A 26719-nucleotide genomic window follows, 5' to 3' on the forward strand; every position below is an offset into this window, starting at 1 on the left:
GATAACCATACGATTCAATTAATTATTGATTTATCGAGAGTTTGGATGCTGTTATCTCGCTATCGTTTTATAAACCGCCACATTGCGTTATGTTCAAGGATGTCGGTCGATTGTTATGCCTATTAAACTACGTTGTATTCTTATCCCTCTCGTTAAAATATTTTAATTATTGCACACTTCCTATATAGTTTTAGCTCTACGATTTTACTTATACAGTTTGAAAATCGCCGCATTGATTAGCATTAGGATGAGAGTTACTTATGGCTGAGTTATTTAAAGACGTTTATTGTCCGGCATTTTATGATCAATTCTCGGGGGTATTAACCAAGGTCTTACCTGAGTTTGATACGGTTAAATTTAACCAGATGATCTTTAATGAGTGCTTTGCAGACTATGAGCTAAAACAGCGCATGCATCATACCGCTGAAGTCCTGCATTATTTTATGCCGGTTGATTTTAGTATTGCAGTAGGCGTGCTTAAAAGTATCATTGAGGAATTGCGCGAGCAGGGGATTAAAGAGCAAAGTATAGAGTACATGTTCCTACCTGCTTATATCGAAATGTATGGCATTGACGATTATGACCGTGCTGTTGATGGTTTTGAATTTGTAACCCAATATACCAGTTGTGAGTTTGCTGTAAGGCCTTTCATCATTCGTTATTCAGCAGAAATGCTCGCACAGATGCAAACATGGACGACACACGAAAGTCGCCATGTACGACGCTTAGCCAGTGAAGGCTCTCGACCTCGATTGCCTTGGGCGATGGCATTGCCGGAATTAAAAAATAACCCTTCGCCTTTACTGCCGATTTTAACGGCATTAAAACAAGATGAATGTGAAGTGGTTAGACGCAGTGTGGCGAATAACTTAAATGATATTGCTAAAGATAACAGCGATGTTGTAGTTCAGATTGCAACGCAATGGTTAGGTCATAACGAAGAGACTGATAAACTAGTCAAACATGCGTGCCGCACTTTACTTAAACAAGCTCAGCCAGACATTATGGCATTGTTCGGTTTTCAACAAGACTTGATAAAGCTAACCGCAATGGCGATAACCACCCCTGTTGTGAAAGTAGGGGATAAGCTCCATTTTGATTTTACGATTGAGAATACCAATAATCAGCCCCAGAAATTACGTTTGGAATATGGCCTATATTACCTCAAGAAAAATGGCAGCTTAGCGCGGAAAGTATTTAAAATTAGTGAACGTATAATCGCTGGGAATACTCAAGAACAACTAAGCCGTCATCAAAGTTTTAAAGTGATTAGTACTCGTGTATTTCATTTAGGCATACACAAACTGACTATCATCATTAATGGCCAAGAGTCAGGCATTAGCTCAGAAGAAAAGCTACTGTATAGTTTTGAATTAATGGATTAATTTATGTTCAACTTCAGTTTATTGAATCAGCTCGTTTGGGGGATAGTTGATCGGTAGATTGCTTTACCAATACCTGCTTGATTTTTAACCGATTTCAAGGCAAGGGTGACTGGCTTTATTATTGTTGGATCCAAGATATTGAACTTTATCTATTTCGCCTTCTTACTCTCCCTCACCAGTTACAGTAAACTAAAACACTATATTATCAACATTTTGTAACTTAATTATTTGGTTTGTAATTGTTTGGTATATTTTTATCGCAGTTCTGTCGTATTCACTGTTACTTATATGTTGAGGTGGTAATGCTTATTGAGTAGTATTTGGCTTAGTGTATAAATTTATGTGGATATAAAGTGAAAAAGACAATACTAGCGACAGCGGTGATTGCCATTGTGGGATTATCAGGGTGTGCTTCAACAACACCAGAAACATCAGTAAACTTAAGCGTAACAAATAAGATAGAGCCTAATGACGTAATGTTACTTTCTAGTCAAAAAGTGACTAAGTCTGCTACGCAAGTTGAACAGAATTATTTATCAGCTCAAAATGAGCGTTACGCTTATTACGCACCAGCCAGTTGGACTAGCGTTAATGAATCAATCAAAAAAATGCGAACGCTTGTCGCTGAATTCGATCCAAATGATCAAGGTTTTTTTGGTGGACCAACTGAGAGTGAAGTACTCACGCAGATTGACAATACGCAAGCATCTTTAGACAAAGCTCGTCGAATTAAAGGCCTCGTTTCTAATTATTTAGCCAAATCTTTAGCGGATGCAGATTATTTATCATCAAAAATACAGACACAATGGCAAAGCGAACTTAAAAACATTAATAACAGCATTAACGATATTATTGAAGACATCGAAGATGAAGGCAAGACAAGTGGTTTTGAAACACGCCGTGCAAATATTCAAGCGAGAATGTTAAAACTTGAAATCAAAATGGTTAAAAGCACTCATTATGCACCGCTGTTAGCACTATCACAAAAGGTAGATCAGGACTTAATACCTAAGAGTTATGCGCAAGTTAAAGGCGCTCTCGTTAAATTAAATGACAGTATTAACTTAGCACCTCGTAACAGTGAGGTGATTAATAACTTAGTTAGTACTGTTGAGAGTGATCTGACCAGAGCTAGCAATGTCAGCGCAGAAGTTAGCTGGATAAACAGTATCGATTCTGATGACAGTGAAAATATAGCACTGCGTTATCGTAACGCTTTTGAAAAGCTATCTCTTAGCGTTATTGAACAAGATGTTTCAAGTCTTTCTTATGCGCAGCAAATGACACGTTTTGAAAGTGACATTAATGACCAATTAGCTGAACAAGCTACCGAGATCAACGGCCTGAAAGCAAAACTAGCTACAGCGGTTTTAGCCGAAAAAACAGCTAATGAAGTGATTGAAAAAGCGAAAGAAGAAGCGATTGCAAAAGCCACAGAAGAAGCGGTTGCAAAAGCGAAAGAAGAAGCGATTGCAAAAGCGACAGAACAAGCGATTGCAAAAGCTGCAGAAGAAGCGATTGCAAAAGCCACAGAAGAAGTGATTGCAAAAGCGACAGAAGAAGTGATTGCAGAAGCTAAAGATGAAGCTACTACCTTAGACAATAGTGTCATATCTGCTGCGGAATAAATCGACCAATCAACGGCAATAGTCATAAAAGCGCAGCGAGGCGAAAAGTCTTACTGCGCTTTATTTGTTATAGGTGTAGTTGTTATAACCAAACACGTTTGTATTTATAGGTTAATTCATCACACTGATAACATAAAAAACTTGCATCTCGATAACATTTAAATTAAATTGCCGTCATCAAATCGAGCTTCTCGATTATTTTATTTTTATATGGACTCTAAAATACAGTGATACAAGTCATTAATCACACATTTCGTATTTCCCTACCGTACTTCTGATCTCTGATTAGCGCGAGCGCTTTACCGCTTTGCCTAAAATCTAGCATTTTCTATCGGTTGCTCTGCGCAACTTACCTGTTCGTTTGTTTTACCCTCCGCTTTTAGCGCGACTTAGCTCTCGAATATGCATTTTTTTATTTAAAATTTGAAGAATGATGAAAAATCCAAACCAAAACTCAAATCACAACAGTGATTGGTCTGATGTATTCGTACAGCTAGATCCTAAAGCACAACCACATTACCTTAACGCTATCGAGCATTCTGCACGTGAATTATCAGCTATGTTTACCGCTGTTGAAGCGCCGTATTCAGGGCTTGAGCCTGCGCAGCTAAACGAGCAAATTATGGCGATGCCAATTGGCAAAGCACCGATTGCCCCGTTAGCTGACATTATCACCAACAATGTTAACCTGATCGGTAAAAATGCCATTATCGTGCAACATCCGCACTGTATTGCGCATTTACATACGCCACCGTTAATCCCTGCGCTGGCTGCTGAAACAATTATCTCGGCACTAAATCAATCAATGGATTCATGGGACCAAGCGTCTTCTGCAACTTACGTTGAACAGAAAATGACAGATTGGTTGTGTGAACTGTTTGGTTATGACCTTAAGCAATCAGCGACCAACAATGGCGCTGACGGTGTGTTCACCAGTGGTGGCACGCAAAGTAACTTAATGGGTCTGCTATTGGCACGTGACCGCGCGGTAGAGCAAATCTCAGGTGAAAGCGTTCAGAAAGACGGTTTACCAAGTTACGCAAAAAAACTACGCATTCTATGTTCACACACCAGCCATTTTACCGTGCAAAAATCAGCCTCGTTAATGGGACTGGGTGAACGTGCAGTGATCACTGTCGCGACTGATGAATTTGGTTGCTTAGATATTAACGCATTGAATAGCACGATTGCTGATCTACAGTCACAAGACTTGATGCCATTCTGTGTTGTTGGTACTGCCGGCACCACAGACCTTGGTGCGATTGATGACTTGCAAGCGATTGCGGCTATTAGTGAACAACATAATATGTGGTTCCATGTTGATGGTGCATACGGCGGCGCATTGATCCTAAGTTCACACAAAGATCGTTTGGCTGGTATTGAGTTGGCTGATTCAATCAGTACCGATTTCCACAAGTTGTTCTTCCAACCGATTAGCTGTGGTGCATTACTTATCCGTGATAACCACAACTTCAAATACTTGCTGCATCACGCTGATTACTTAAATCGTGAAACTGACGAGTTGCCAAACTTGGTGGATAAATCAATTGCTACGACTAAACGCTTTGATGCGTTAAAACTGCTGATGTCTATGCAAGCGTTGGGTACCGATAAATTTGGTGCTATGTACGATCACCTTATTAGCTTAACGCAAGATGTCGGCGCGTTAGTGACTGCAACGGATAAGTTTGAACTGTTAGCACAACCGCAATTAAGCACAGTATTGTTCAGATACAATCATCTATCTATAAACAGCGACGTAAGTACTGAACATGAAGAAAAAATCAGCATGGTCAATCAGCGTTTGCGTTTAGATCTGTTAACAGCAGGGCAAGCCGTACTAGGCGAAACCAAAATTAATGGTTATACCTGTCTTAAATTAACAATTTTGAATCCATGTTTACAGCTAACAGATTTTGAAAGTCTGTTTACTAAAATCGCTGACTTTGCTGCTCAGCAAGCTTATACCTGTAATTAATAGCAATAATTGATAGCAGTAATTAATAGCAGTAGCAAAAACAATATTAAGCCATAAACATCGGTGTTTATTGGTTAATTTAAATTATAAAAGAATAAGTTTAAGGAATAGATATGTCTGTATTACAAATTGGTGCTGGTGGTGTTGGTTGGGTTATTGCGCATAAATGTGCTCAAAACAATGACGTGTTTGGTGACATTACCATTGCGTCACGCACAATCGCTAAATGTGACAAAATCATCACTAGTGTTCACCACCGTGACAACTTAAAAGACAAGAGCCGCAGCTTAGTTTCTCGTCAAATCAACGTTGATAACAAAGATGAACTAATCGCACTTATCGAAGAAATAAATCCAGACCTAGTAATCAATGCCGGTCCTCCGTGGGTTAACGTAGCAATCATGGCTGCGTGTGTCGCGACTAAAACCGCTTACCTAGACACATCGGTAGCAACGGATTTATGCAGCGAAGGTCAGCAAGTACCTGAAGCTTATGATCCACAATGGGCATTCCGTGAAGACTTCGTAAAAGCGGGTATCACAGGTATCCTAGGCGCTGGTTTTGATCCAGGCGTAGTAAGCGTATTCGCAACGTATGCATACAAGCATTTATTCGATGAAATCGACAGCATCGACGTAATGGATGTAAACGCGGGTGATCACGGTCAACGCTTTGCAACTAACTTTGATCCAGAAACAAACATGTTAGAGATCTTAGGCGACTCGTTCTACTACGAAAACAAAGAATGGCATCAAGTTCCATGCCACAGCCGCGTAATGGAATTTGATTTCCCAGTTGTTGGTCAGCAAAAAGTTTACTCAATGGCGCACGATGAAGTACGTTCTTTAGCAGAATTCATTCCTGCAAAACGTATTGAATTCTGGATGGGTTTCTCTGATAACTACCTTAACTACTTCAACGTAATGCGCGACATTGGTTTATTAAGCCAAGTACCTGTTACAACAACTGACGGTATTACGGTTGAACCACTGAAAGTATTAAAAGCGATCTTACCAGATCCAACGTCACTAGCAGAAGGTTACACGGGCAAAACATGTATCGGTACATGGGTTCGTGGTACAAAAGCGGGTAAGCCACGTAGCGTATTCGTATATAACATCTGCGACCACGAAGAAGCATATAAAGAAGTTGAGCATCAAGCGATTTCTTACACAACGGGCGTTCCTGCAATCACGGCCGCACTACTTTACTTCCAAGGTAAGTGGAGCGATGTTGGTTTGTTCAACGTAGAACAGCTTAACCCAGATGACTTCTTAGAATTGATGCCACGCATTGGTCTAACATGGGAAGTTCAAGAGCTGGACTGCGAGTAATGTCGGCAGTTAATACAACTGTAGCAGGGGCGCTTAATGCGCCGCTGAAAACCCCGTATTTCATTATTCATGAAGATAAACTGTTGCGTAATCTTGAGATCTGCAAGCAGTTAAAAGACCTATCGGATGTGAAATTGGTGTTAGCGTTGAAGTGTTTCTCTACATGGGGAACATTCGATACCATCAGCAAATATTTAGACGGTACAACCAGCAGTGGTCCGTATGAAGTGCAGCTAGGCCACGAGACGTTTCCCGGTGAAACACATGCTTACAGCGTGGGTTACAGCGAAGATGACGTGATCGCGGTACGTGATATTGCCGATAAGATTATTTTTAACTCGGTTTCACAACTTGAGCGTATGCAACCTTTGTTGAACGCTACAAGCAGTGTCGGTTTACGCATTAACCCTGAAGTGAGTTACGCAGGGCAAGATCTTGCAGATCCTGCTCGTGCTTATTCTCGCTTAGGTGTTAAAAAAGCGGGGCTAACAGCTGAAACTGTCGCTAAACTTGATGGTTTGATGTTCCACATGAATTGTGAAAACAAGGATTTTGTTGCTTATAACACCATCCTTAACACAATTTCAGAGCAGTTTTCAGCGCACTTAGATCAAGTATCTTGGGTGAGTTTGGGTGGTGGGTTGTTCTTCACTTACCCTGGTTATCCAGTGGCTGAATTAGCATTAGCACTGAAAGCCTTTGCTGAAAAACACCAAGTACAGCTGTATCTTGAACCAGGTGAAGCGGTTATCACGGATACCACAGACCTTGTAGTATCGGTATTAGACATCGTTGAAAATGATAAGAAAACAGCGATTGTTGATAGTGCAACGGAAGCACACCGTTTAGATACCCTTATCTATAACGAGCCGGCAAGTTTTGCTGAAGCAACTGAATATGGCTTGCATCCTTACATTATTGGCAGTTGTTCATGTTTGGCTGGAGATATATTTGGCGAAGCCAATTTCCCACAGGCATTACAAGTCGGTGATCGTTTAACGATTAAAGATTCAGCCGGTTACACCATGGTGAAACTGAACTGGTTCAACGGCCTAAAAATGCCAAGCATTTATTTTCAACGTGCGACGATTGACGGTGTTGAAGGTAAAATAGAAACCCTGAATCAATTTGATTATCAGGATTTCAAAGCGACCTTGGGCAAAGCTTAATCTTGCCGATTGTCAGCAACAATATGAATGATACCTTTCACAAGGTGGCAATTATGAATAAAAGATCAAAGAAGGTTGAAAACGACGTGAGCGAAGTTTTAAATTATGTGACTGAAATGAATAACGATAAACCAGTGACGCGCGCAGTAATGCCTAGCGCGTTAAACTTGGATTCGTTTCTTAGTCAGCCTGCACGTGTGCTAGCGACTAATAGCTATTTACAACGCCAAGAACAGCGTGAGTCAAATGCTCGCAGCTATCCGCGTCGTTTGCCATTTGCGTTAAAACGCGGCCAAGGTATCTTTGTTGAAGATACTCAGCAACAGATCTTTATTGATTGTTTAGCTGCTGCAGGTACGTTGGCACTGGGTCACAGTCACCCTGATGTGACAGCTGCTTTGATAGAAGCAGTGCAGTCAGAAGTACCAATGCAAACGTTAGATCTGATGACGCCAGTCAAAGATCAGTTTATGACGCAGTTATTGGATCTACTGCCGGGTAATATGGCTGCAAATGCACGCATTCAAATGTGTAGCCCTTGTGGTTCAGATGCAGTTGAAGCGGCGTTAAAGCTGGCTAAAATTGCCACGGGTCGTCGTTCTATTTTAGCATTCTCGGGTGCTTATCACGGCATGACACATGGCGCGTTAGCGATGATGGGTAACTTAGGGCCTAAATCTGCATTAAGCATGACGGGCGCGGATGTACAAATAATGCCATTCCCGTATGCACCTCGCTGTCCATATGGTTTAGGTGAAACAGGTATTAAAGCCAGTCTTTACCAGTTAGAAACAATGCTAACAGATCCAGAGTCTGGCGTTGCTAAACCTGCGGCTATTATCGTTGAAGCAGTGCAGGGGGAAGCAGGTTCATTACCGGCAGATCCAACTTGGTTACGCGGTTTACGTGATATCACTAAACGTCACGGCATCGTACTTATTATTGATGAAATTCAAGCGGGCATGGGTCGAACGGGTAAAGTATTTGCATTTGAACACGCTGATATTGAACCGGATGTGATCGTGGTATCTAAAGCGTTAGGCGGCGGTCAACCGCTAGCTGCAGTTGTGTATCACAGTGATTTTGATAAATGGCAGCCAGGTGCGCACGCGGGAACATTCCGTGGTAATCAGCTAGCAATGGCATCAGGCATGGTGGTTATGCGCCACCTTGCTGAAAATCAATTACATCTGCATGCAGGTGCGATGGGCGCGAAGTTAAAGCATGATTTAGAAGCGATTAATTCAGCTGTTATTGGCGATATTCGTGGCCGTGGTTTGATGTTAGGTATCGAGATTGTTGATCCAAATGGTGAACGTGATGTGCTAGGTAACTTGCCACAAGATGGCGTTCGCGCAAAAGCGATTCAACAAGCGGCGCTGCGTCGTGGTTTGATTATCGAATTAGGCGGGCGTTTTGGTTCGACTATCCGCATGTTACCACCACTGATCATTCAACCTGCAGAGATTGATGTGGTTGTGGCTATCTTAACGGATGCGATTAACTCTGTTGCTTAGGCTGTTAAGTTTCAATTAATGACAAAATTGCTTAACTGCGAACAATTCAGCGTTTAATAAAAAGGCCTTTAGTACTGTATAAAACAATGCTAAAGGCCTTTTTTGTGGCCGTCATCACTCTTTTACACATTTCGAATTAGATGATGATATTGAGAATCATTACTATTTGGTGTTAGTATACTTGATTGTCTTTAAGCTAGAGTTAACGGATTTGACTAGTATAGCGCCAGTTCTACCACCTAAATTACTATTATATATTTTAAAATCAAAGAATTATGGTGTTGAATACCAACCTATCGTAGCGCTTGATACGCTTGAAGTATTTGCTTATGAAGCTTTATCACGTTTTTATGATGATAAAAATAATCCCATTGCCCCAGACCAAGTATATAAGGCTTTGCATCACAACCCGCTATCTTTATTTCAGGTGGAATACGCACATAAAAAATTACAGCTTCAGCATGCCCCGAAAAATTTTAAATTATTCGTTAACTTAGATCAAGATTCTTATTTTGCTTATGGTGATGATATCGCAGAGCAGTCGATAACAGCGAAAGAATTGAATCCTTTCATTCAGTTGTTTTTAGCTCATAAAGACAATGAGGTAATTGTAGAGCTAATTGAAAACTCCGAGATAATCGATGCCAAAATGAGTCTTAACATGATCAAATTAATGGCGTCATACAATATAAGAACTGCAATTGATGATGTCTGTAACGAACAGTCGATGCTTTCAACCGCAGTATTAGAGCAAGTTAATTTTATTAAATTTGATCGTTTTGTGGTATTGAATAAGCATAACGCAAAATTTTTATTATTGATTAGAGCCTTGATTGCTTATGCTAAAGCTGCAGGCAAGAAAACGATTTTGGAGGGGGTCGAAACGGATGATGATTTAGCGTTTGCAAAAGCTTTAAGTATTGATTATGTTCAAGGTTTTCTATTTAAACCGCAGTTTATATCTATGCGTAGTGTCGGCCCTTGAACTAGTCAAGAGCCGAGCAAGCTGCATTATCTTAATTTAAACTGACCAACAATCGCAACTAACTGTTCATTTGAACTTGCTAGGTCACGCGTACTGTCCATGGTTTTTTCACCATTTTGGGTCAGTTGATTAACCATGCCTTGGATCATTGTCATGTTACGGTTGATTTCTTCCGTTACTGAACTTTGTTCTTCCGCAGCTGTGGCAATCTGAATACCAAGATCATTAATTTGCATCACAGAGGTAGTCATCGAATCAAGGTTATCATTGACGCTTGCAGTGGTTGCTGCCGTTTTTTGACAGCTAGCCTTAGTGATATCCATTGCTCGTACAACTGTATCTGCACCATTACGAAGACGCGCTAACATCTCGTTAATCTCAGAGGTACTTTGCTGTGTGCGTGCCGCAAGCGTACGTACTTCGTCAGCAACAACCGCAAAACCACGACCTTGTTCACCAGCGCGCGCTGCTTCAATGGCCGCATTCAATGCAAGTAGGTTAGTTTGGTCGGCGATTTCGCCTATCACACTTAATACCGTGCTGATCTTATGGGTATCTTCATTCATGGTTTGAATGTTAAGAGCCATCGCTTCAACTTCATTCACTAAGTCTGCAACACCGTGTACTGCACCTTCAACCACTGTTTTTGATTGATGTGCTTCATCTGCAGATTGCTGTGTAAAGGTCGCTGATTGTGCTGCATTTTGAGCAACACTGTCCGCAGTTGAACTCATTTCAGTGACAGCAACTACAACTTGGTCCGTCTCACTTGCGTGATCAATCAATACTGTATTGTTGTGTTCAGTTTGCGATCTTAATTGCTCAATACCAGATGAAATATGATCTGTTGATTGCGATATCTCCAGCATCATATCTTGCAAGTTGATCACGAATCGATTTACTGCTTCAGCGATCTGACCTAGGTCATCATTGCTGTTCACTGCCAATCGTTGAGTTAAATCGGCGTTACCATGGGCAAGATCAACAACCGTTGATTTTAACGCAAGAATTGGGCGGTATAGCTGGTTAAGTGCAACATAAACGATAGCAGATGCAGTAATGATAAGTAGCAGTGCACCAAATAGACTTTCTTCTAACAGCTCTTGCGATTTCGCGTAATGCGCTGATTTATCGATGGTAATCAATAGATGCCAGTTCATAGAGTCATCGAGTTCAATGCTCTCAAAGTAACTCACTTTATCAGCACCATTAACAGAGAAGTTTGTAACACCTTCATCTTTGCTTAACATTTCTTGTTGCAGTTGCGCATAACCCATATCATCAGCTAACTTGCTTTGACCTGGGTTATTGATTTGCATCGTTGATGCGATAGTCGTACCTTGGTTATCGTGTAAGCTGGTAACCGCATTCGCAAATGCCGAATCACGCACCATATCATTTAACACACCTAGCTCGATATCTGCCAGTAGTACACCTTCTAATTGACCATTTTTATAAAATGGCGCCGCAATACTAATAAGCAGTTGCTTGGTTAATGCATCTTTATACATTGCCGTTACAATAGTGCTACGCTTTTGTTTTGCTAAGGTATACCAGTCACGTGTGCGAGGATCATAACTTGCTAAATCTCGCTTACCGCTTGCGGCGCCATAAGAGCGACCATCAGTAAAACCCACCACAATATCACTGGCCTTTGTAGCGGCGGTGATTTGTCGAACCATTAAAAGTAACTGCTCATCATCACGCGCTTGTGCAAAATCAGGCGCTGTTGCCATCAAACCTTCTTTAATGGTTTGAAACCAAGTGTTAATTTTTTCTGATGTAGTGTCTACTTTTACTATAGAGTAATCATTGATATTACTCGACATAGAAGAAGACAACTGGCGGTAAGAAAAGAAGTTAGAAATAGTTAAGGTTGTTATTAAGAGTAGAATAACGACCGAGATTATTCGTCCTTTAAAACTTGATAGAAAATTCACGTGAATAAGTACCCTTTAATGGTTATGAATGTTGCTATTTAGCTGATTTGTGGATATATATTCAGCGTTATGGCGATTTTTTGCATATCGTAACATTCATATGAAAGTTGGAATAGAGTTTTGTAAGGGATTGTAACGTAAATTTTGGCGGGAAGTGTTTGCTTATTAACAAATAACCAAACTTTACACCTATAAAGTGATATAAAACAATATAAAGTATGATATTTAATTTAATGATTTAGTTGACGTTGAGTGCTTATTTTAGTTTGAATTGGATAATAATGAGCACTAGTTCATCATTGTTTTAAACCGTGTTGCAAAATTGTCTTTGGCATTAAACTAATGCCAAAGACAATGAGAGTGGTAACCGGGTTGGTTAGCTCAATTTAAATTGCGAAACGATAGCAACAAGCTGTTGATTTGAACTTGCAAGCGTATGGGTACTGTCCATGGTTTTTTCACCGTTTTCAGTTAATTGCGATACCATATTCTGAATCATCGTCATGTTACGGTTTATTTCTTCGGTGACTGAGCTTTGCTCTTCAGCTGCGGTAGCAATCTGAATACCAAGGTCATTAATCTGCATCACTGAACTGGTCATCGAATCAAGGCTGTCATTGACACTGGCAGTGGTATTAGCCGTTTGTTGGCAGCTTGCTTTGGTGATATCCATTGCGCGCACCACAGTATCAGCACCGCCACGTAAGCGCGTTAGCATTTCATTAATCTCAGAAGTACTTTGCTGTGTTCTTGCAGCAAGCGTTCGTACTTCATCTGCAACAACCGCAAAACCTCGGCCCTGTTCGCCAGCACGCGCCGCTTCAATTGCTGCGTTTAATGCCAGTAGATTCGTTTGATCGGCAATCTCACCAATGACGCTTAACACCGTGCTGATTTTATGAGTATCTTCATTCATGGTTTGAATGTTGAGTGCCATAGCTTCTACTTCATTGACTAAGTCGGCAACACCTCTGACAGCCCCTTCTACAACGCTCTTAGATTGGTGTGCTTCATCAGTTGATTTCTGTGTATAAGTTGCACTTTGCGCTGCACTTTGAGCAACGCTATCAGCAGTCGAACTCATTTCTGTAACGGCAACAACAACCTGATCTGTTTCACTGGCGTGATCGATTAGCACGGTATTATTGTGTTCTGTTTGTGAACGAAGCTGTTCAATACCTGTCGAAATATGCGTTGTTGATTGTGATATATCTATCATGATCGTTTGCAGGTTAGCAATAAAGGTATTTACGCCTTCGGCTATCTGGCCCAAATCATCTTTACTTGTTACTTCCAATCGTTGAGTTAAATCACCGTTACCTTGTGCGAGATCTTGAATGGTAGATTTTAATGCAATGATTGGTTGGTAAAGTTTATTAAGAGCAACATATATCAGCAGCGATACCATAATAATCAAAATAATAGCTGTGATTAACGAGTCTTCTAAGCTATCTGCAATAATGGCATGGTGGGCTTCTTTGTCCAACGTCACTAATATGTGCCAACTTAATTGGTCATCAAGCTTCACCGCTTCAAAATAGCTGATCTTCTCTTTTCCATCAACGGATAGAGTTAGTTTACCGCTGTCTTCAGCGAGCATCTGCTGTTGTAGTTGGCTAAATGCAACATTGTCAGCGAGCTTTGATTCACCTGGCTTGTCAATTTTATCTGTTGACGCAATGGCAGTACCAAGTTCGTCAAATAAGCTCGTAGTTGCATGTGCAAATGCTGATGCTTTTACAATGTCTTCGAGGATGTTTAATTCGATGTCGGCAAGTAATACACCCTGAAATTGACCATTCTTGTAGAAGGGTTCAGCGATACTGACCAGTAAATTCTGGGTAAATGCATCTTTATACATAGGGGTAATAATGGTTTTACCTTGGCGTTTTGCGTCTTTATACCAACCACGTGTGCGTGGGTCGTATTCGGCTAGAATATGTTTTCCTCCGCTATTTGCACTATATGAACGGCCATCTTCAAACCCCACAAATACGTCTGATGCTTTTGTTGATGCGTTGATTTGTTGCACCATTAAAATAATCTGGTCATCGTTACGTGAAACTGCAAAATCTGGCGCCGTACCAACCAAACCATCTTTGATCGTTTGGAACCACGCGTTAACTTTATCGGATGTACTGCTGACTTTCAGGGTTGAATAGTTATCGATATCGCTTTTCATCATGGTAGATAGCTGGCGATAAGAAAGAAAATTCGATATTGCTAGCGTCGTGATGAGCAGTAACATAATTACTGTAATTATCCGGCCTTTAAAACTTGATAAGAAATTCACGTGGGTACATCCTTATAATAAATAAAATCGAGAGCGTATACTCGCGTTAAACAGCGATAACACTATCGCAATTACATTGTTATTAGCTTATCGGCTGGAAATTGTAATATCGTATTTTAAGTTATCAATGAGTGATGTTTGTCACAAAAATATAACGATTATAACCATTAAGTAATAAACTCTGATACAGACTCGGACGGACTATTATACGATTTAAAGTTTTTATACTAATGCGGATTAATACAGAAATGAAGAGTGTGTTGACCCTAAGTAGAGCAAGGGCCAACGTTATTATAAGTGAGAATTTTACTTAAGCTTAAACTGACTTACGATAGCCATTAAATCAGTATTGTTGTTCGCCAGATCATGCGAACTATTAAGAGTTTTGCGTGTTTTTAAGTGGTGTAAATGCGGCATTAGCGGAATCTAATGGCTTACCTACAACTTGGCGCTTATATTTTGTATCTGACGTCATTAATCACCACCAATGCTTAAATGTTTGGTTTAATAGCTCTTTATACATGTTTATTGAAGGCGCTGTTTTATGTCTATATTAAGTTGGTCATGTGGATATTTTCGCTCAATTTGATCTAAATCATAATGAAAGTAAAGCAAGGTAATCTTATTCGACAGGACTGCTAATACATTATAGGCTGTTGGGCTTTTGAACCTTCATTTCAATCTTCAACTTATGGTCTTCTATTTTATGAAATCTATCTTTAAACCGCTGTTCTTCGTTTTTGTTTCTTTGTTTGTGCTGGCTGGTTGCAGCGAAGACAATAGTCCAAAGGAAGGCAATGAATACAGTGTTATTCCGACGCAGATGTCTGATTTGCCCGATGTTGTTGAAATATTCTCTTTGGCGTGCGGCAATTGTAAAAACATGGAAAGCATGATCCCTGCAATTGAAGATATGACTAAAATAGATATCGCCAAAACTCACGTAACTTTTAATGAAAGCGCACAACGTTCTGCCTATGTTTATTATGCCGCGGCCATTCAAAATGGCGGTAAACCGAGTCATGAAATGATGACTGACTTATTTACTTATACTCAAAGTGGTGCTGGTGCAGATAACCATGACCATGGCGAAGGCCAAGTGGAAGAAGAACCTGTTGCTGCAATGACACCTGCAGAGAAAAAAGCAGAGATGATCGCTATTTTTGATAAATACAACATGAAGAGCCCAATCGATTTAAGCGAAGCGCAACATGAGAGTGTTTATCAACAAATGGTTAAAGCTGAAACAATCGTGACTAATGCGGACATTGCTTCTGTACCGGCTTTCTTAGTTCAAGGTAAATACTTAGTTAATTCTGCAGCCCATAAAACACTAGAAGACTTAGCAGCAACAATCACTTATCTTAACAATTTAGATAAATAATTTAGATAAGTCGCTGATATGAAGAAGCGCTAATACATCTATAGTGTTAATCCTTAAAGAGCTGTTGTGAATTATTCACAACAGCTCTTTTTTTATATCCACTTTCATTCAAAAGTCGATCGTATCGTTTGTGAACTTAAATGAGGATGTTTGTAGATTGATTGATAAATTATAGGGTTGAAATAGTTGATAACAGTAGACATTACCGCTAATGGATTTTATTATCGCTACAATTTTCGATAAAGAAGTATACATAATGACATTAGCAGCAATTGATTACCGCGCTGAAAATAGCGCTGAAGCGTTTGTAAAATCGCTTCGTGAAACTGGTTTTGGTGTATTAACTAATCACCCGATTAATCCAGAATTAGTGCAAACCATTTACACTGAATGGCAAGCATTCTTTGAAACGGAAGAAAAACACGGATTTTTGTTCAAACCTGAAACGCAAGATGGCTTCTTTCCTGCGACAGTGTCTGAAACAGCAAAAGGTCACAGTGTTAAAGATATTAAAGAGTATTTCCATGTATACACTTGGGGACGTATCCCTGAGTCATTAAAAGAAAATATTCTCGCGTATTACGAGCAAGCTAATGCACTTGCTGCTGAGCTACTTGACTGGGTTGAAGAATTCTCTCCAGCGGATGTATCAGCAAACTACAGCATGCCACTATCAAAGATGGTTGAAGCAAGCACGCGTACACTATTACGTGTTTTACATTACCCGCCAATGACAGGTAATGAAGAAGTAGGGGCTATCCGTGCTGCTGCTCATGAAGACATTAATATGCTTACAGTACTTCCTGCGGCTAACGAACCTGGCTTACAAGTACTTAAGCAAGATGGTACTTGGTTAGACGTACCAAGTGATTTTGGTAACATCATTATTAATATTGGTGACATGCTGCAAGAAGCGTCTGGTGGTTATTTCCCATCAACAACACACCGTGTTATTAATCCTAAAGGTGCTGATATGACGAAAGCGCGTGTATCATTACCGCTATTCTTGCACCCTAAAGCAGAAGTTGTATTATCAGAGCGTTATACTGCCGATGAGTATTTAATGGAACGATTACGTGAGTTAGGTGTTCTTTAATTCGGTAAGACTTAATGTAGAAACTATAAACCAACTCATTGAGTTGGTTTTTTTATGCGTTTATATCGAGGTTAAGTTTTAGGTACAAAAAAACCAGCACCGGAGTGCTGGTTGTTAAATTATTGCTTTTAATTGTACATATTAAATGTACATATTAAATGTACATATTATGATGGTTAAAGCGGGCATGTAGTATTAATCACATCATTAGAATTATCAATAACGATAGTTCCAGATGCTGCAAACTTCACAACTTGACTTTGCATTTCAGCAGTCGCATAAGCAGCTTGTTCTGTTGTTGCGCCAGCTGCAGACTTTGTACTAATTAATGAACTGTGATGACCGTTTTTAAACCTTACAGCACCCCGAGTAGCTGTTGTAGCTGTTACACAAGGTAAACCTAGATTCGCGATTAAGCGTTCAGTACCTGTTACTGGTATTGCACCAAAATTGGGTAGGGTTTGATCCGATTTATTAGTGGCGTTTATATCATAAGCAGGTTGACCTGCTTCAGTGAGGGTGTAAATGTCACCATCAAATCCATCACCCACAACTTCGATTACATGCAACGCTGGTGTGTTTACCACTAATGTTGAAGCCATGTTAATAGGGTCAATAGGATCAACCAGCGTTTGTATAGCAAATTTAAGACTTGGCTCTAAAGTATCGATAGCAATCTGTAAATATTCAGCATAAGTCGATGAACCAGGTGTCGGTTTTTCAACATTTTTCCCTTCAGCTACGACTGCAACTAAACCATCAAGAACCGCAGGTCTAAACGACGGGCTTTCAGCAAAGGCCCAGGCTAAACCACTTGTTGGAGCAACCAATGACGCTTTGGTTACGTTGAATGTTGTGTTTGAAACACGATTAGCATAAGTGGTAAAAGAAGCGGCTGTAATAGCACCGAGGCTTAAACCATGCACAGTGACTTTGTCTGTATCGAACAATTGACTGCCGCCGATAGGATCGATGAAATTACCAAGCTGAGCGCGTAATGTGAGTAGGTCTACAATGGCTTGACGGAAGTTATCACGCACCGTTAAACCGCTATTGATATTAACAAAGGCTAATGGACTACCCTTAGCATACGATGCCGCAATGATTGGTAATAGACTGTCTTGGAGTAGAACTGCACCAGCAGCGTCTGTTGCACTGATTTCATATACACCATCAGTACCGACGTTTAAACCACGGCTACCGTGTAATGGCATATCAATAGCAATAGTGGCAATACCCGCCTGCGCAAATGCATCAGCCGTTGCTAGCGTTGTCTCTTTTAATGTGCCGAGTCCATGAATAGAAATATTAACTGGATAAGGAGCACTTGCTGATTTAGGTAACGTAATTTGTATATCTATATTTTGTGTAACAGGAGCTTGTAGTGAGCCTGCAGCTGGTAATGGGTTAAATCGAGTAAGATGTTTGAAAGGGTCGATACTGTCGCCAGCTTTTGCACCTGTATCATATTTGATATCACAGTAAGGTAATAACTGTGCTACAGCAGTCGGGTTGGTTTTGATACCAGCTACAATTGCGCCGACAGCCGCTGCATCCATTGAATTTAGTCCAGCGATAGGACAAGCGGCTATTTGCCCGACTAAACCTGCGCCTGATAATGGCATGATGTCGGTGTCATCATAAGGTGTTCCTAAAGCTACCCCCACGGCTGCAATACTGCTCCCCGCAGCCTGCCAATAACTATCTGATGATGTTTTTGAGAGGTAATACGGGAGAGTAGCAGACGCACTATATACATCTCCTGAAGAAGGGATACTGACATTTGCAGTAGGAGTATCATAGCCTTTATCGACAGGCGTGAAAGTAAAAGTGGCATTAGCAGCTGACGTGATCTGGCTCTGTACGGTATCAATAACATCAAATACTGATTGTGTGGTGAATACACCAGCGTGCGTTACTGTACTTGCATCAATACCAAATGCAGGAATAAAACTATCATAGTGATTAACTAATTTTTGTAATCCCACAGCAGATACATCGGCCGGATTCGAGGGATCACCGATAGGATTTTCTGCGTAGTCTTTTTTCAGCAGTTGATAGGTAACACTGCCGTTAACGGATTCGCCTTCACTATCTTTAATTAAATTTGTTGTTAAATACATGTAACTTGCTTTTGCAGCAAACGGTTTTAATGGTACTACAGCTATAGAGTTTCCATTAACAGTGGTTATAAAGTCAGTACCATAAGATAATTCGGTTCCAAATCCGTCAAGTACGCAAACTGTTAATGAGTCTTGGAGTTTACAATTCGCATTATCAGAGGCTGATAGAGGACCACCAAGTGAAACTTTAAGAATTCGCACAGCACCAGGTTGTTCGATGCTTGAAACATCTAACGTACGATCTTCGTATAAATCAACACCAATAACGATAGGATGAGTTGTTGACCAGCCGTCAAGTGCACCAATGGCATACGTACTATCAGCATAAGTCATTGTTGTACCAGCAGCCGAAGCTACTTTGATTGCGGCTAATTCATCTGGTAGTTCTAATGTACCGTCGGTAGTGCCGCTAAATAGTAAATCATTAGGTAAAGACACAATTCCATCTGCTGGACTAAACTGTATACGGCTACTTGTGTACAGTTTATTTTCTTTAACGTCTAATACTTCAGTATCCGAATCACAAGCAGTGAGAGCAAAGCTTGAGATGATCAATGAGGCAAGTATTTTTTTTCGTGGCATCCTGTCCAACCTTGTTTTTATAATCAACATAAAGAGACAACATTATAGAAATAGCAAGGCGGTCGTGTACATACAAAGTGAACACCTTGTTTCGTTTATGTTAACTGATTGGCGTAAAATACCATGAATGCTAGCTTTTATGTGATCTAGCTCATGATAACGCTAGACGAAAGTAGCAGGTATTATCTCATTATTATGTGCTTATGATGATAACATTAGCGAAATCATGCATATTTTATAACTAGTTAAGGGTAGATATAATACTTAGTGCTAAACCGGTTTAATCACAATTTTATCCTAAGGGGTCGGATGAGTGGAGTAATTTGAGCAACCAATGATGGTATTAACTTCTTGTTATAAATATATATACTGTTAAAAGCGCATTTATGCGCTTTTTTTGTTCTCAATTTTATGTTTTTTTGACTAAACTCACTGTATTAATAGCCTTGAAAGGTAGTGGTAAATGCGAAACGCGGTTAATAGTTGTGCACATGAATGGTTCATCTCATTAACCGAATCGGAAGATGAAGCACAACTTGACGTAAGGCTTATTATCTCGTTACAAGCTATTTTAAAAACGCAGAAAATTGCCGTATTTGCCAGAGAAAATGCCCTCGAAGAACAGAACATTAGCTTAATTTCTGATAACTTAACCCAGCAAGATTTTACGCCTGAAACTGTTGATGCACTGTATCTTAAAGTACAAGATAACAAGATCCATTGCGTTGAACAGCAGCAGGCAAGGGTGAGTTATATCCCCATTTGTCACTGTGATACTGTCATTGGCTTTGTCGTCGCTGTCCATATGCAGTGCGAGACGTTAGATACTAAACAATTTATGACTGCCGCCAATGTCCTGCATATTTATGCTAACCAACGTCATGTATTGTTTAAAAATAGGCTTGATCCATTGACTGAACTACTCAACCGACAAACCTTTGAGACTAAGTTGATGGAAGTGATCACTGGTCATGATCATAATGAACGTCGTGATCACACCGAGAAGCAGTGTTCTTGGTATTTGGCTATGCTAGATATAGATAATTTTAAGCAAGTGAATGACCAATTTGGCCATATCATTGGTGATGAAGCGTTAATCTTAATCGCGCGGTTAATTAAAACCAATTTCCGTAATCAAGATTATATTTTCCGCTATGGCGGTGAAGAATTTGCAGTATTGTTTAAATGTGCAGAAGAAGATACCGGAGTATTAATATTAGAACGTTTAAGAAAGACGATTGCGCAGCATATCTTCACGCAAGTAGGCACGATAACCATCAGTATTGGTTTTACAGAACTAGCAAGTAGCAGTATTTTATCTACACTTGTACAGCATGCTGATTTAGCCTTGTATGAGTCAAAACGAACAGGGCGAAATAAGGTGACAAACTTTAGGCAAATTAAACATTTACATAATTCAGGGCAGGTAGTTGAGCATGAACACGAATTGTTTAAATAAAGCTTAAATTAAAAGAAAGCATCGGTTAATTATGTGTATACAGTAATCAACGGATGCTTCTGATTTTCATATTAATTTCATTTAGTTGGCATATATATGCTGGTAATTGTTAATACCTATTTCTGATACCAGCACTTGTGTCGCTTGTGCATGGCTCATCTTAGTCTCTGCTTTTTCAACCAAGATCATTGCCTCTATATCAGTTAATGCAAACCCTGCTAAATTTAAATTAATCAATACTGATTGCAGTGGTGATAATGACGGATTAAAGGCAGCATTTTCAATATAACGACCAGCGATGACAGTACCCGTTGTTGTTTTTAATGCAATACCGGCATGGCAGTGGCTGTAAGGTGCATAGCTGGTATTTGCAGCTTGTAGTGCAGCTTGTACTAGCGATGAAGCGTTTTCTTGCTGCAAGGTTAAATTAACTGGTTTAGCGGCTAATAGCGATTCGTTAATACCGAGATCAATTGGACCGAAAGAATCGGGCAGTAAGGTCGCGAGCGTTTTAACACCTGTTGCTTTTAAGTTGACACTTAACGTTGGTGCACAGTGTAACTCATTCATAAATTGACGGCAGTGACCACAAGGGCTGTCGGTAACCGTAATATCTAAAATAGATGATTCATGATGACTAAAGGCATTATTAATAGCGGCTTGTTCAGCATGAACACTGTTGAATAATGCTTGATGTGTAAATTCGTAATTGGCACCAAAGTAGAGGTTTCCCGATCCTGCTCGTGCTATTGCGCCGACGTTAAAATCAGAAATTGGGGCAACAGAGTAGGCTGCAGCTAACGGTAATAAACTGAGTAGTAATTCAGGTGTTTCTAGTGCGGAATGCAGCTGTAATAGGTCGACATCGTCAGCATTAATAACACCCTTAAAATCAGCACGGCTGATAATAGGTAGCACATGGCTTTGAAGAGATTCAGGTAAGCACGAAAGTGCAGTAAGAAGGTTTGCTTTCATAAAATTGGCCTTGTTAAAAGTGGCACTGAATAGAGAATTAAATTCTATCTGAGTACCACTTTGCAACTAAAACCGACTTATTACAAGGATAAAGCTCTCAATTATAGAACTTTTAGTACTAAACCGTTTAGATAATAACCTTCTGGATAGAAGCTAGCCGTTGGGTGATCACCTGCTTGTGATAAACGCTCTACGATGTAAGCGTCACGGCCTGCATCTAGCGCTGCATCTGCAACGATTTTTTGGAATAAACCATCTTCCATTAGGCCTGAACATGAGAATGTTAACAGTGTGCCACCAGGCTTAAGTACTTGCATAGCTACGAAGTTAATGTCTTTATAACCACGACAAGCACCTTTCATTTGCGCTTTACTTTCTGCAAATTTAGGCGGATCAAGAATGATCGTATCAAACGTACGACCTTCTTCACGGTATTGGCGTAAAATTTTGAATACGTCAGCACGTTCGAAAGAAGCGTTTGATAGATCTAGGTCATTGTGCTCTAAATTACGTTTTGCAATATCTAGCGCAGGTTGTGACAAATCTACGTTAGTAATTGATTTCGCGCCAGCTTGCAGTGCGTAAACACCGAAACCACCTGTGTAGCTGAAGCAGTTAAGTACGTCTTTGCCTTTTGCATATTTTGCAGCAGCTTTACGGTTGTCACGTTGATCAAGATAGAAACCAGTTTTGTGGCCACCTTTAATATCAACTTCAATTTTGATACCGTTTTCTTCGATAATCACAGTTTCAGGTGGCTCTTCGCCTTTAAGAACGCCTTTAACTAGTTCTAGACCTTCTTTTTTACGTACAGCTACATCTGAACGTTCATAAATGCTGCATTCAGGGTAAAGTACGCTTAATGCTGCAACTAGTGTATCACGGTGAAAATCAGCACCTGCTGATAATAGCTGACATACTAAGAAATCGTTATAACGGTCGATCGTGATACCTGGAAGGCTATCTGATTCGGCTGCGATTAAACGGTAACCAGTTAAGCCTTTTTGTTCGATTAACTCATCACGTAGCGATTGTGCTTGCTTGATGCGTTTTTCAAAAAATGCTTGATCGATTGCTACGCTACGGTCGTAATCCCATACGCGTACACGAATTTGAGATTCAGGTGAATAGCTACCAGATGCTAGCCATTCGCCGCCCGCACTCATGATGTCCACAGTTTCACCAACTGCTGGTTCGCCTTTTACTTTCTGTACTGCGCCAGAGAAGATCCACGGGTGTTTACGTTTAAGTGCTTTTTCTTTGCCTTTAGCAAGGATAATTTGAGCTGTCATTTAAATCTCTTTTCGTTTTAATATTTATATATAAACTATACGTTATATAACAGTAAAGGGACTCAGTGTGAGTCCCTTTAAAAGTCAGTTGGAAAATAGCTTAAATAGCCATTCGATAACTGAGCTTAATTACATTACACGCATGCCAGGTTCAGAACCTTCATCCGGATTTAGTACGAAGATATCGCTGCCGCCAGGGCCTGCAGCAAGTACCATACCTTCTGACATACCAAATTTCATCTTACGGGGTGCTAAGTTAGCAACCATAACCGTTAAGCGACCTTGCAGTTGCTCTGGCTCGTAAGCTGACTTGATACCAGCAAATACTTGACGCGTTTCGCCGCCCACATCTAAGGTTAGCTTAAGTAGTTTCTTCGCGCCTTCAACATGCTCAGCTTTAACAATTTTAGCTATACGTAAGTCAACTTTTGCGAAATCATCAAATGCGATCATTTCACCAATTGGCTCTTCTTTAAGGTGCTTGTCAGAAGCAAGATCAACAGGCGTTTCTTCAACGACAACTTCTTCTTTCTCTTCTTCAGCAACCACTAAGTTTTGCTTAGATGCTTCAACCATAGTTTCAACTTTGTCCATTTCAACACGTTGCATTAACGGTTTGAACTTGTTGATTTCGTGGTCTGTTAATACTGTTTTGTAGCTATCCCAGTTGAATTCATCATTTAAGAATGTTTCAACTTCAGCAACCATTTCTGGTAATACAGGTTTCAAATAAACCGATAAGATACGGAATAAGTTGATGCCCATAGTACAAACAAGATGCGCTTCTGCTTCACAGCCTTCTTGTTTGACTAGTTGCCACGGTGCTTTGTCTGCAATGTAAGCATTGGCTTTATCAGCCAGTGCCATGATTTCTTTAATTGCTTTACTGAAATCACGCGTTTCGTAGTACTGGGCAATAGTATCGCCAGCAGCAACGAATTCAGCCAATAATTCAGGCTCTGAAATTTCGCTTGCTAGTTTTGCATCAAAACGTTTGTAGATGAAACCAGCAGTACGACTTGCAAGGTTAACTACTTTACCAACAACGTCAGAGTTTACGCGTTGGGCAAAATCTTCTAGATTTAAATCTAAATCAACAATCTTGTTGCTTAGTTTTGCTGCGTAGTAATAACGTAGGTATTCTGGGTTTAAGTTGTCTAAGTAAGTACGCGCCATGATAAATGTACCGCGTGACTTAGACATTTTCTTACCGTTTACAGTAACAAAACCGTGTGCAAATACGCCTGTTGGTTTACGGAAACCCGTACCTTCAAGCATTGCAGGCCAGAATAGGCTGTGGAAGTTAACGATGTCTTTACCAATGAAGTGATAAAGTTCAGTCGTTGAATCTTTTTTGAAGTACTCATCAAAATCAAGGTCATCACGACGATCACAAAGGTTTTTGAAGCTACCCATGTAGCCGATTGGTGCGTCTAACCAAACGTAGAAGAACTTACCCGGTGCATCAGGGATCTCGAAACCAAAGTAAGGTGCATCACGGCTGATGTCCCACTGTTGCAAACCAGCTTCAAACCATTCTGCTAGTTTGTTGGCGATCTCTTCTTGCAATGTACCAGAACGTGTCCATGCTTTTAACATGTCACCGAATGCTGGTAGGTCGAAGAAGTAATGCTCTGAATCTTTAAGAATTGGTTCAGCACCTGATACAACTGATTTTGGCGAGATTAAATCTGTTGGTGAATAAGTTGCGCCACAGTTGTCGCAGTTATCACCGTTTTGATCTTCACTCTTACATTCTGGGCAGATACCTTTGACAAAGCGATCTGGTAAGAACATTTGTTTTTCAGGATCAAACAGCTGTGAAATTACACGTGTTTTGATATGACCATTGTCGCGTAGACGCGTATAGATCATGCTTGCAAGTTCACGGTTTTCATCACTGTGCGTTGAATGATAGTTATCAAAACCAACATTGAAATCAGCAAAATCCGCCATATGCTCAATTTTAGTTTGCGCGATCATTGCTTCCGGCGTGATGCCACGCTCTTGCGCTTTAAGCATGATTGGCGTGCCGTGTGCGTCATCCGCACATACATAAGTACATGTGTGGCCACGTTGCTTTTGGAAACGAACCCAGATGTCAGTCTGGATATACTCAAGCATATGACCTAAGTGAATAGGACCATTGGCATAGGGTAATGCGCTTGTTACTAAGATTTTGCGTTCTGATGTCATGAAATCTGATTCATCTTGTGGTTAAAAATAAAGTTATCCGATGTTACCTGATACAGCTTATAAAGCATAGATGTTAGGCTAAAAACCCTGCTATTTTTAGCGTATTTATTTGTGATTCTTTGCTTTATCATTGATATAGTAGATTAATAAAGTCGAAATGCTTAAAAGCTAAACACTTAAAACTAAAAATGAAGAGGCGGTTATGGATATAACAAAGATCACTCAGCTTATTGGTATTTTTCAGCCAAAAGGTTGGTTGAAAAATATAGCAGACAGTAATGTACTCGAAACAGTGAATAACAAGGATGGTTGTGTTGAGGTTCAGTTACGCTTACCTTTTCCTTCTTTAGATTTTGAAGACGAAGTCAAGAGCAAGTTAGCGCCAAAAGTGATGCTAATGAAAGGGGTGGATGCAGTTAATTGGAACATCAAGCTTGATATTGCAACATTGGCGCGTTGTAATGACGCGGCTGCGATACCTGGCGTTAAGAATGTAATTGCTGTTGCATCGGGTAAAGGTGGCGTAGGTAAGTCAACTACAACCGTTAATACTGCATTGGCATTAGCTAAAATGGGTGCCAAAGTTGGCATTATGGATGCGGATATTTACGGGCCATCAATCCCGCTTATGCTCGGTGTGAGCGAATCTCGCCCAGAAGCATACGATGGTAATACCATGAAAGCGATTAACGCCCATGGCTTAGCGGTTAATAGCATAGGTTTTATTGCACTAAATGATCAAGCGATGATTTGGCGTGGACCAATGGCGAGTAAAGCATTAATGCAGTTACTTGGCGAAACCCATTGGGGCGAACTCGATTATCTGTTTATCGACATGCCACCAGGCACGGGCGATATCCAATTGACGTTGAGCCAAAACATTCCGGTAACAGGTGCGTTAATCGTATCAACTCCACAAGATGTGGCGCTTGCCGATGCAGCAAAAGGCATCAGCATGTTTAGACAAGTAAAAGTACCGGTATTGGGTGTTGTCGAGAATATGAGTACCCATATCTGCAATAATTGTGGTCACGAAGAAGCTATTTTTGGTACCGGTGGGGTAGTGAAAATGGCGGCTCGTTTTGATACTGAATGCGTTGCTCAGTTACCACTTCATATTGACTTACGTGCAGATGTTGACGCGGGTAAACCAACGGTAGTAGCACAACCTGATTCTGTGTTTTCAGCTGTGTATGCGCAACTTGCAAGCGACATCGTCAGTAAGATGTTTTTTCAAACGCACACAATATCAACAGAGATACCAATTAAGCTAACCTAATGTTGCTATTTCTATAACGTAATAGTGGTGTTTCCTAACTTATTATAGGTATTTTCTAACTTATTATAGGTATTTTTAGGTTTACTCTAGAATGACGGCCTATA

At 40.3% G+C, this 26719-nt stretch carries 17 protein-coding genes; 11 read left to right on the forward strand and 6 right to left on the reverse strand.

Annotation, left to right across the window (positions count from 1 at the left end):
* Nucleotides 1-260: 260 nt before the first annotated feature.
* The 7 genes from CXF93_RS09140 (at nt 261) to CXF93_RS09170 (ending at nt 9996) form a co-directional block, all read left to right on the forward strand.
* Nucleotides 261-1385 carry a DNA alkylation repair protein gene (locus tag CXF93_RS09140; protein WP_101062159.1) on the forward strand — a complete coding sequence of 375 codons (1125 nt, stop codon included), beginning with the start codon at nt 261-263 and terminating at the stop codon, nt 1383-1385.
* A 353-nt stretch (nt 1386-1738) separates the two neighbouring features.
* Nucleotides 1739-3013, forward strand: coding sequence for a hypothetical protein (locus CXF93_RS09145; protein WP_101062160.1), 1275 nt, complete (start codon nt 1739-1741; stop codon nt 3011-3013).
* Between the two features lie 430 nt (nt 3014-3443).
* On the forward strand, nt 3444-4991 hold the full coding sequence (locus CXF93_RS09150) for an aspartate aminotransferase family protein (protein WP_101062161.1): 1548 nt from the start codon (nt 3444-3446) through the stop codon (nt 4989-4991).
* A gap of 113 nt (nt 4992-5104) precedes the next feature.
* The gene (locus CXF93_RS09155; RefSeq protein WP_101062162.1) at nt 5105-6325 is read left to right on the forward strand and encodes a carboxynorspermidine synthase; all 1221 of its coding nucleotides are present in this window, start codon (nt 5105-5107) and stop codon (nt 6323-6325) included.
* Entirely contained in the window at nt 6325-7494 is a 1170-nt protein-coding gene (nspC, locus tag CXF93_RS09160; RefSeq protein ID WP_101062163.1) for a carboxynorspermidine decarboxylase, read from the forward strand. The genes CXF93_RS09155 and nspC overlap by 1 nt, the downstream gene beginning before the upstream one ends.
* A gap of 53 nt (nt 7495-7547) precedes the next feature.
* Nucleotides 7548-9011, forward strand: coding sequence for a diaminobutyrate--2-oxoglutarate transaminase family protein (locus tag CXF93_RS09165; protein ID WP_101062164.1), 1464 nt, complete (start codon nt 7548-7550; stop codon nt 9009-9011).
* Between the two features lie 211 nt (nt 9012-9222).
* Entirely contained in the window at nt 9223-9996 is a 774-nt protein-coding gene (locus CXF93_RS09170; RefSeq protein ID WP_101063306.1) for an EAL domain-containing protein, read from the forward strand.
* A 26-nt stretch (nt 9997-10022) separates the two neighbouring features.
* Here the strand turns inward: CXF93_RS09170 and CXF93_RS09175 are convergent, their stop codons facing one another.
* Entirely contained in the window at nt 10023-11936 is a 1914-nt protein-coding gene (locus CXF93_RS09175; RefSeq protein WP_101062165.1) for a methyl-accepting chemotaxis protein, read from the reverse strand.
* Between the two features lie 376 nt (nt 11937-12312).
* Entirely contained in the window at nt 12313-14229 is a 1917-nt protein-coding gene (locus tag CXF93_RS09180) for a methyl-accepting chemotaxis protein (RefSeq protein WP_101062166.1), read from the reverse strand.
* A 706-nt stretch (nt 14230-14935) separates the two neighbouring features.
* Between CXF93_RS09180 and CXF93_RS09185 the strand changes: the two genes are divergently transcribed.
* Nucleotides 14936-15613, forward strand: coding sequence for a peptide permease (locus CXF93_RS09185; protein ID WP_101062167.1), 678 nt, complete (start codon nt 14936-14938; stop codon nt 15611-15613).
* A gap of 256 nt (nt 15614-15869) precedes the next feature.
* Nucleotides 15870-16709, forward strand: coding sequence for an isopenicillin N synthase family oxygenase (locus CXF93_RS09190; protein ID WP_101063307.1), 840 nt, complete (start codon nt 15870-15872; stop codon nt 16707-16709).
* 176 nt (nt 16710-16885) lie between these two features.
* On the opposite strand, the gene CXF93_RS09195 is transcribed toward CXF93_RS09190, so the two are convergent.
* Nucleotides 16886-19414 (reverse strand): VolA/Pla-1 family phospholipase, encoded by a 2529-nt coding sequence (locus CXF93_RS09195; protein WP_157824436.1) that lies wholly within the window; start codon nt 19412-19414, stop codon nt 16886-16888.
* A 463-nt stretch (nt 19415-19877) separates the two neighbouring features.
* Here CXF93_RS09195 and CXF93_RS09200 point away from each other — a divergent pair, with 463 nt between their 5' ends.
* The gene (locus tag CXF93_RS09200) at nt 19878-20873 is read left to right on the forward strand and encodes a GGDEF domain-containing protein (protein ID WP_101062169.1); all 996 of its coding nucleotides are present in this window, start codon (nt 19878-19880) and stop codon (nt 20871-20873) included.
* An 81-nt stretch (nt 20874-20954) separates the two neighbouring features.
* Here CXF93_RS09200 and cdd read toward each other — a convergent pair whose 3' ends face one another.
* The 3 genes from cdd to metG all read right to left on the reverse strand — a co-directional run bounded on the left by cdd (nt 20955) and on the right by metG (nt 25336).
* A complete protein-coding gene (gene cdd, locus CXF93_RS09205) occupies nt 20955-21848 on the reverse strand; it encodes a cytidine deaminase (RefSeq protein WP_101062170.1) in 894 nt (297 codons plus the stop codon).
* A 101-nt stretch (nt 21849-21949) separates the two neighbouring features.
* A complete protein-coding gene (locus CXF93_RS09210) occupies nt 21950-23140 on the reverse strand; it encodes a class I SAM-dependent methyltransferase (RefSeq protein WP_101062171.1) in 1191 nt (396 codons plus the stop codon).
* A gap of 129 nt (nt 23141-23269) precedes the next feature.
* Nucleotides 23270-25336, reverse strand: coding sequence for a methionine--tRNA ligase (gene metG / locus CXF93_RS09215; protein ID WP_101062172.1), 2067 nt, complete (start codon nt 25334-25336; stop codon nt 23270-23272).
* Between the two features lie 202 nt (nt 25337-25538).
* On the opposite strand from metG, the gene apbC reads away from it, so the two are divergent.
* On the forward strand, nt 25539-26615 hold the full coding sequence (gene apbC, locus CXF93_RS09220) for an iron-sulfur cluster carrier protein ApbC (protein WP_101062173.1): 1077 nt from the start codon (nt 25539-25541) through the stop codon (nt 26613-26615).
* The last annotated feature ends 104 nt before the right edge of the window (nt 26616-26719 follow it).

Source organism: Moritella sp. Urea-trap-13, assembly GCF_002836355.1.
Taxonomy (GTDB): Bacteria; Pseudomonadota; Gammaproteobacteria; order Enterobacterales; family Moritellaceae; genus Moritella.

What these genes read in the sequence shown, in the direction of transcription:
- CXF93_RS09210 (WP_101062171.1), bottom strand. Translation starts at nt 23,140, where the DNA reads ATGACAGCTCAAATTATCCTTGCTAAAGGCAAAGAAAAAGCACTTAAA.
- CXF93_RS09150 (WP_101062161.1), top strand. Translation starts at nt 3,444, where the DNA reads ATGATGAAAAATCCAAACCAAAACTCAAATCACAACAGTGATTGGTCT.
- CXF93_RS09200 (WP_101062169.1), top strand. Translation starts at nt 19,878, where the DNA reads ATGCGAAACGCGGTTAATAGTTGTGCACATGAATGGTTCATCTCATTA.
- apbC (WP_101062173.1), top strand. Translation starts at nt 25,539, where the DNA reads ATGGATATAACAAAGATCACTCAGCTTATTGGTATTTTTCAGCCAAAA.
- CXF93_RS09195 (WP_157824436.1), bottom strand. Translation starts at nt 19,414, where the DNA reads ATGCCACGAAAAAAAATACTTGCCTCATTGATCATCTCAAGCTTTGCT.
- CXF93_RS09165 (WP_101062164.1), top strand. Translation starts at nt 7,548, where the DNA reads ATGAATAAAAGATCAAAGAAGGTTGAAAACGACGTGAGCGAAGTTTTA.
- metG (WP_101062172.1), bottom strand. Translation starts at nt 25,336, where the DNA reads ATGACATCAGAACGCAAAATCTTAGTAACAAGCGCATTACCCTATGCC.
- CXF93_RS09185 (WP_101062167.1), top strand. Translation starts at nt 14,936, where the DNA reads ATGAAATCTATCTTTAAACCGCTGTTCTTCGTTTTTGTTTCTTTGTTT.
- cdd (WP_101062170.1), bottom strand. Translation starts at nt 21,848, where the DNA reads ATGAAAGCAAACCTTCTTACTGCACTTTCGTGCTTACCTGAATCTCTT.
- CXF93_RS09190 (WP_101063307.1), top strand. Translation starts at nt 15,870, where the DNA reads ATGACATTAGCAGCAATTGATTACCGCGCTGAAAATAGCGCTGAAGCG.
- nspC (WP_101062163.1), top strand. Translation starts at nt 6,325, where the DNA reads ATGTCGGCAGTTAATACAACTGTAGCAGGGGCGCTTAATGCGCCGCTG.
- CXF93_RS09155 (WP_101062162.1), top strand. Translation starts at nt 5,105, where the DNA reads ATGTCTGTATTACAAATTGGTGCTGGTGGTGTTGGTTGGGTTATTGCG.
- CXF93_RS09140 (WP_101062159.1), top strand. Translation starts at nt 261, where the DNA reads ATGGCTGAGTTATTTAAAGACGTTTATTGTCCGGCATTTTATGATCAA.